Here is a 6,317-nt window from a genome sequence, read left to right as displayed (position 1 = left end):
GTCCGACTCCCCGGGGGATCATCGCTTTGTACCGGCCTCTGGCTCTAACATGCCGTGTCAAGTGCATGATCGGCGCGAAGGGCGAGCGAGCGTGGGCATCGAACACCTGGACGTGCGGGCTCACGCGAGACAGCGCTGGGCGGCCAGGGCCGCACTCGGCTGCGCGGCACTCGCCGTACTGCTGCCGCTCGGCTACGCGCGCGGCGCGAGCCTGCTGCTCGTCGCCGGCGTCGTGCTGGGCGTCGGCCTCACCGTGGCCGCGCTGTGGTGGGTGCTGGTCCATCGCGGCGCCGTCCGGATCGCGGCGGGCGCGCTGGCCGTGGCCGCGCCGGTCGGCGTCATCTGGTGGTTCGCCGCCGTCAACCTGCTGTGGGTCGTGATCGTCTCCGCCGCCCTGTGGGCCGTCGCCGTCTGGTCCGGCAAGTTCGCCCTCAGCAGTACCAAGTCCCACCTGGTGCAGGTACCGGAACACCGCGCCCCCGCCCCCACCCGCCCCTTTCTCATCATGAACCCCAGGTCCGGGGGCGGAAAAGTCGAACGGTTCCGGCTGAAGGAGCGGGCCGAGCGGCTCGGCGCCACGGTCCATCTGCTCGACCCCGCGCACCACGAGGACGTCGCCATACTGGCCCGCGACGCCGTCAGGAACGGCGCCGACCTCCTCGGCGTCGCCGGCGGCGACGGCACCCAGGCCCAGGTCGCCGCCATCGCGGCGGCGTACGACGTCCCCCTCCTCGTCATCTCCGCCGGCACCCGCAACCACTTCGCCATGGACCTCGGCCTCGACCGCGACAACCCCGCCGCCTGCCTCGACGCCCTCACCGACAAGGGCGTCGAACTCCACGTCGACCTCGGCTACGCCAGCGGCCACCCCTTCGTCAACAACGCCTCCTTCGGCGCGTACGCCGCCGTGGTGCAGAGCCCCGCCTACCGCGACGACAAGGTCCGCACCACCCTGGAGCTGCTGCCCGAACTGCTCACGCACCAGCGGGGACCGCGGCTCACCGCTCGTATCGGGGACGCCGTCATCGACGCGCCCCAGGCCGTCCTCGTCAGCAACAATGTCTACCGCAGCGACGACCTCGTCGGCCTCGGCCGCCGCGAACGGCTGGACGCCGGAGTGCTGGGCGTCGTCGGCGTCCGCGTCGACAGCGCGGCCGAGGCCGCCGGACTGGTCCTCGGCCCGAACGCCCCCGGCCTCAGCCTCCTCGTCGCCGACGAGATCGTCGTCGAGGCCGACCGGCCCGAGATCGAGGTCGGCGTCGACGGTGAGGCCCTCCTCCTGCCCACCCCCGTCCACTGCCGGGTCTCGCCGAAGGCCCTGCGCGTCCGCGTGCCCCGCGACCGCCCCGGCGTCCCCGAGCCCAAGCCGCCCCTGGACTGGCGCCGCCTGCGCAAGCTTGCCGCCGCGGTCGGCCGCACGGCCCTGCCCAAGCACCGCGAACGGTACGGGTGGGCACAGCGGTCGTGGGACCGGTGGCGTTGAGGGGGTATTGGCTGATTGCCAAGGAGTGCGTACGAGGTCGAATCAGCTCGATCGTCTGATGGTTCAGGGCCTCCCCGGGCTCGGACCACGCACAGGATGTGTGTCGCCGCCCTGGGGTCGAGTACGGGGAGCCGCCGAAGATTCGAACGGGGTGATCGATGCCGCATTGGCGCCTGCACGGCACCACCCGCCCCGCTGATCAGCGACTTCGTTGCCAGCGATCACTGGCGTGGTGTGTGCGCCCGGTGAAACCCTGTTACCGCCGGGTACCCAAAGTCGTCCGGTCCGGAATACCCTGCGCGTCATGACGGACTCGCAGGCCCCCGAAAAGACCGGCACGGCACGGACGACCGGTACCAACCCCCTCGCGGCAGCCCCGCAGGGCGCCCGTACCGCCGCCGATGTGGTCACCCCCGAGCTGGTCGCCCAGCTCACCAAGGGCGTGGTCGGCTCCGGCCGGACCGCCAACCACACGCCGTTCACCGGTGAGAAGCTGGCCGACCTGCCGGAGTCCACCCCCGAGGACGTGGAGCAGGCCTACGAGCGGGCCCGCGCCGCCCAGGCAGTCTGGGCCCAGCGGCCCGTGCGCGAGCGCGCCGCCGTCCTCCTCCGCTTCCACGACCTGGTGCTGGAGCGCCAGGCCGAGGTGCTCGACCTCATCCAGCTGGAGACCGGCAAGGCCCGTCTGCACGCCCACGAAGAGGTCCAGGCCGTCGCGGTCGCCGCCCGCCACTACGGCCGCAAGGCCCCCTTCTATCTGAAGCCGAAGCGGCACACCGGCGCCGTACCGACCCTCACCAAGGTCACCGAACTCCGCCACCCGCGCGGTGTGATCGGCCAGATCGCCCCCTGGAACTACCCGCTCGAACTCTCCGTCGGCGACGCGATCCCCGCCTTCGTCGCGGGCAACGCGGTCGTGATGAAGCCGGACACGGAGACCTGCCTGACCGCCCTGTGGGCCCGCGACCTGCTCATCGAGGCCGGTCTGCCCGCCGACGTCTTCCAGGTCGTCCTCGGCGAGGGCCCCGTCATCGGCCCCGAGGTCGTCAAGCACGCCGACTACGTCTCCTTCACCGGCTCCACCCGCACCGGCCGTGAGGTCGCCCAGGGCGCCGCCGCCCGTCTCGTCGGCGTCTCCCTCGAACTCGGCGGCAAGAACGCGATGCTGGTCCTGGAGGACGCCGACATAGAGAAGGCGGCGGCGGGCGCCGTCCGCGCCTGCTTCTCCTCCGCCGGCCAGCTCTGCATCTCCATCGAGCGGTTGTACGTCCACGAGTCCGTCGCCGACGCCTTCCTGGAGCGCTTCGCCGCCCGCACCAGGGCCATGCGCCTCGGCAGGTCCCTGGCGTACGGCGCCGAGATGGGCTCCCTCGTCGGCGAAAGGCAACTGGAGACCGTCACCCGCCATGTCGACGAGGCCGTGGAGAAGGGCGCGAAGGTCGTCGCGGGCGGCGTGGCCCGCCCCGACATCGGCCCCTACTTCTACGAGCCGACCATCCTCGACGGCGTCACGGAGCCCATGTCCGTCTGCACGGAGGAGACCTTCGGCCCGGTCGTCTCCATCTACCGCTTCAAGGACGAGGACGCCGCCATCGCGGAGGCCAACTCCACCGCGTACGGCCTCAACGCCTCAGTCTGGACCAAGGACGGCCGCCGGGGCCGCGAGGTCGCCTCCCGTGTGCGCGCCGGCACCGTCAACGTCAACGAGGGCTACGCCTCCGCCTACGGCAGCGTCCAGTCCCCCATGGGCGGCATGAAGGACTCCGGCCTCGGCCGCCGCCACGGGTCCGAGGGCATCCTCAAGTACACGGAGGCCCAGACGGTCGCCCAACAGCGCCTCCTCCCGATGGCCCCGTCCCTCGGCATGGACGACGAGAAGTACGCCCAGTTCATGAGCCGCAGCCTCCGGGTGATGAAGGCACTCCGGCTCAGGTAGCCGACCTGCATTCAGGGGCGCGGGGCTGTATCGACATGCGGCTCCGCCGCGTGAGCGCGAGCAACCACAGACGGCCCGCACGGACACTCAACGAGGAGCAAACGTGCCTCAAGACGCTTACGACTACGACGTCATCGTCGTCGGATCGGGCTTCGGCGGCAGCGTGACCGCCCTGCGCCTGACCGAGAAGGGCTACAAGGTCGGCGTCCTGGAGGCGGGCCGCCGCTTCACCCGCGCCACCCTCCCCAAGAACTCCTGGGACCTGAGGAACTACCTCTGGGCCCCCGCCCTGGGCATGTACGGCATCCAGCGCATCCACCTGCTCGGCAACGTCATGGTGCTGGCGGGAGCCGGCGTGGGCGGCGGCTCCCTCAACTACGCCAACACCCTCTACATACCGCCGAAACGGTTCTTCGAAGACCCGCAGTGGAAGGACATCACCGACTGGCAGGAGGAGCTGAAGCCGTACTACGACCAGGCCCGCCGCATGCTCGGCGTACGGCTCAACCCGACGATGACCCCGTCGGACGTGCACCTGAAGGCCGCCGCCGAGCGGATGGGCGTCGGCGACACATTCCACCTCGCCCCGGTCGGTGTCTTCTTCGGCGACGGCGAGGACGCCGACGGCAAGGCGAAGGCCGCCCCCGGCGACCAGGCGGCGGACCCCTACTTCGGCGGCGCGGGCCCCGCCCGCAACGCCTGCACCGAGTGCGGCGAGTGCATGACCGGCTGCCGCCACGGCGCGAAGAACACCCTGAACGAGAACTACCTCTACCTCGCCGAGAAGGCGGGCGCGGTCGTCCACCCGATGACCACGGTCGTCTCCCTCACCGAGGACTCCCAGGGCGGCTACGCCGTCACGACCCTCCCGACCGACGAGCGCCGTAAGGGCGCGTCCCGGGTGCTGAAGGCCCGCCGGGTCGTCCTCGCGGCCGGCACCTACGGGACCCAGACACTGCTGCACCGGATGAAGGCGAACGGCCAACTTCCGCACATCTCGGACCGGTTGGGCATGCTGACCCGCACCAACTCCGAGGCCCTGGTCGGTGCCCAGACCGACAGTCGCCGCTACCGCAAGGCCCACGGCGTGCCCGAGGTCGACTTCACCCGGGGCGTGGCGATCACCTCCTCCATCCACCCCGACGAGAACACCCACATCGAGCCGGTCCGCTACGGCAAGGGCTCCAACTCGATGGGCGGCCTGTCGATCCTCCAGGTCCCGTACGCGGGCGGCACCGCGTCGGATGCCTCCCGCGTCCTCGGCTGGTTGGCGTACGCAGCCAAACACCCCTTGCTGGTGGCCCGTTCCCTCTCCAACCGCCGCTGGTCGGAGCGGACCATCATCGGCCTGGTGATGCAGTCCCTGGACAACTCCCTGTCGACGTATCTGAAGCCGAAGGGCCCGGGCAAGGGGCTGTTGACGGCACGTCAGGGTCACGGCGCGCCCAACCCCAAGCAGATAGAGGCCGCTTCGACGGCCGCCTCCACCATCGCCGCCGAGATCAACGGCTTCGCCGGCAGCAACGTGGGCGAGCTGATGGGCACCCCGCTCACCGCGCACTTCCTCGGCGGCTGCCCCATCGGCGCCACCGCGGCCGACGGCGTCATCGACCCGTACCACCGCCTCTACGGCCACCCCGGCATCTCCGTCGTCGACGGCGCCGCCGTCTCCGCGAACCTGGGTGTGAACCCGTCCCTGACCATCACCGCCCAGGCCGAGCGCGCGATGTCGCACTGGCCCAACAACGGCGAGCCCGATCACCGCCCGGCCCCCGGCGCGACCTACGAACACCTCACCCCGGTGGAGCCCCTGCACCCGGCGGTCCCGGCGGACGCCTTCGGCGCGCTGCGCCTGCCGCTGGTACCGGTGCCGGCGGTGCCGCCGCGGCGGTCACAAGAACCATGACAGCGGAGAAGGACCCGCACCCCCCTCCGAGCGCGGGTCCTTCTCTCGTGTGCCAGGTGTGACCGGCGAGTGGTGTGAAGGGTTGCCCTTGCGATGACAGTTTTTTCGTGTGACGTGAGTCACAAGCTATTGAGGTCAAAGTGATACCGGAAACCCGTTGTGGCGCGGCGTCGCACACATGATCTGATGTGGCCTGTGAGGCCTCTGTGGGGCATGTGTTGAAAGGCGTAAGGGTGGGGGACATGAAGTCGAAGATGTCGCGGGCGGCGGTGGCCGTCTCGGTCGTGGCCACGCTGGGATTCACCGCGGCGTGCGGTGGGGGCGGCGACGAGGACAAGGGCGCGGACGCGAAGCCGTCGGCCACGGCCGCCGGGGACGCCAAGAACGAGCAGGACGGGGCCGGGGAGGCCGCGCTGACCGAGGCCCAGCTGAAGGCGGCGGCCCTCGCGCAGGGTGACGTGAAGGGCTACAAGATCGCCGACCTGCCCGCGGAGGAAATGCCCGCCGAGGCCGTTCCCGCGGAGCCGGCCGCCTGCCAGCCCCTCGCGAACATGTTCTTCTTCACCTCCGACCCGCAGGCGAAGGCCCGCACCGGACGCAGAGCCACCTCGGTGGACGAGCTCTCCGCCAGCGTCAACGCCCTCGCCCTCGCCGCGCACGAGCAGAGCGACGCCGAGAAGGTGATGGCGGACCTGCGCAAGGCGACGGAGAGCTGCGACGGGTACGAGCACGTCGGCAGCAAGTACACCGACATCGAGGCCCTCACCGCCCCCGAGCAGGGCGACGAGGCCGTCGCGTACAAACTGAAGGGTGACATCGAGGGCGCGAAGATCCCGATGTCCTTCACGGTGGTGCGCAGCGGCTCGACGCTCATCGCGTTCTCCTCGATGAACATGCTCGACGCGGACAAGGCCGAGGTGCCGGCCGAGATCCTGGACGCACAGGTCGCGAAGCTGGAGAAGGCCGCCGGCTGAGTGGACTCGGCGTGACGA

At 70.7% G+C, this 6,317-nt stretch carries 4 protein-coding genes; all 4 read left to right on the top strand.

The window, feature by feature from the left end; all coding sequences use genetic code 11:
* The first annotated feature begins 91 nt into the window (after positions 1-91).
* The 4 genes from ACFU53_RS45770 (at position 92) to ACFU53_RS45755 (ending at position 6,299) form a co-directional block, all read left to right on the top strand.
* Positions 92-1,483: a diacylglycerol/lipid kinase family protein gene (locus ACFU53_RS45770; protein WP_384006060.1), complete on the top strand. Its 1,392-nt coding sequence runs from the start codon at positions 92-94 to the stop codon at positions 1,481-1,483.
* Between the two features lie 304 nt (positions 1,484-1,787).
* Positions 1,788-3,419: a succinic semialdehyde dehydrogenase gene (locus ACFU53_RS45765; RefSeq protein ID WP_384006058.1), complete on the top strand. Its 1,632-nt coding sequence runs from the start codon at positions 1,788-1,790 to the stop codon at positions 3,417-3,419.
* Positions 3,420-3,522: 103 nt separating this feature from the next.
* Entirely contained in the window at positions 3,523-5,325 is a 1,803-nt protein-coding gene (locus ACFU53_RS45760; protein WP_384006056.1) for a GMC oxidoreductase, read from the top strand.
* Between the two features lie 242 nt (positions 5,326-5,567).
* Positions 5,568-6,299 carry a hypothetical protein gene (locus ACFU53_RS45755; protein WP_384006054.1) on the top strand — a complete coding sequence of 244 codons (732 nt, stop codon included), beginning with the start codon at positions 5,568-5,570 and terminating at the stop codon, positions 6,297-6,299.
* Positions 6,300-6,317: the final 18 nt, after the last annotated feature.

It is taken from the genome of Streptomyces sp. NPDC057474, assembly GCF_042802555.1.
GTDB lineage: Bacteria > Actinomycetota > Actinomycetes > Streptomycetales > Streptomycetaceae > Streptomyces.
Note: the sequence above shows the minus strand (reverse complement) of the source record. Positions and strands in the feature narration are given on the sequence as shown.